The following is a 945-nucleotide window of genomic DNA, read 5'->3' on the forward strand; positions in this document are numbered from 1 at the left end:
ACCTCGCCGCGTTCGCCTCGCTCTCCCAACCCGAGTCCCGTGCCTACTACGACCGAAAACGTCGCGAGGGGAAAACACCATGTCGCAGCCCTCGTCGCACTCGCCCGACGTCGCATCGACGTCCTCTTCGCGATGCTCCGAGACGGCACCTTCTACCAGGCGCCCACCCCGGCTACAGCTTGACGAAGCCCATAGAGGCACCTTTTCAGGGCTCGCATGTTCACCGAGTCGATGGCGCAGCGGGACCAGTCCAGCTCGCCGCGGGACCCGAGTTCATCGAGGACCAGGCGGTGGAGTTTCGCCCACACCCTGGCCTTCGACCACTCGGCGAAGCGCCGGTGAGCCGTGGCTCCCGAAGGCCCAAACGACGCAGACGGCAGCTGCTGCCACGTGCAGCCCGACGTGGCCACGAACACGATCGCAGCCAGCACTTCCCGGTCACCATGCCGACGCCGGCCACTACCTTGAGGGCGGGTCGGGGCCTCCGGCACCACCCGCTGGAACAACTCCCACAACTCGTCCGGCACCAGCCGCTCAACAATCCCCACCCCGGCAGGTTATCGAACACGCCAAATGAGATGGCCTGTTTAGACCGTGTCCTATGTGGCGGTGGTTCGTTGGTCAGGTCATGGGGCGGGATACGTGGAGTTGGATTGTTCCGGATGGGCTGTGGGAGATCGCGAAGCCGCTGATCCCTCCATCGAGGGTGCGTCCCGCAGGGCGGGGGAACACAGGACACGCCTGATGAGACGCTGTTCGCCGCCATCATCTACGTGTTGGTCAGCGGCTGCGCCTGGCGGGCTTTGCCGCCGTGCTTCGGGGTGTCGAAGTCGACCGCTCACCGCCGGTTCCTGATCTGGTCGAGAGCTGGTGTCTGGGGCCGACTGCACGAGGCCGTGCTGCACCGGCTCGACGACGCCGGCCTCGTCGACGTCACCCGCGTCA

3 pseudogenes are annotated in these 945 nt (G+C 66.1%); 2 read left to right on the top strand and 1 reads right to left on the bottom strand.

The window, feature by feature from the left end:
• A pseudogene (locus AQJ11_RS47985) lies at positions 1-183 on the top strand (IS110 family transposase); the annotation flags it as partial.
• A 5-nt stretch (positions 184-188) separates the two neighbouring features.
• On the opposite strand, the pseudogene AQJ11_RS45000 reads toward AQJ11_RS47985, so the two are convergent.
• Positions 189-548, bottom strand: a pseudogene (locus AQJ11_RS45000) (transposase); the annotation flags it as partial.
• Positions 549-628: 80 nt separating this feature from the next.
• Here AQJ11_RS45000 and AQJ11_RS50665 point away from each other — a divergent pair.
• Positions 629-945, top strand: a pseudogene (locus AQJ11_RS50665) (transposase); the annotation flags it as partial.

The organism is Streptomyces corchorusii, from assembly GCF_001514055.1.
In the GTDB taxonomy this organism is placed as follows: Bacteria; Actinomycetota; Actinomycetes; order Streptomycetales; family Streptomycetaceae; genus Streptomyces; species Streptomyces olivaceoviridis.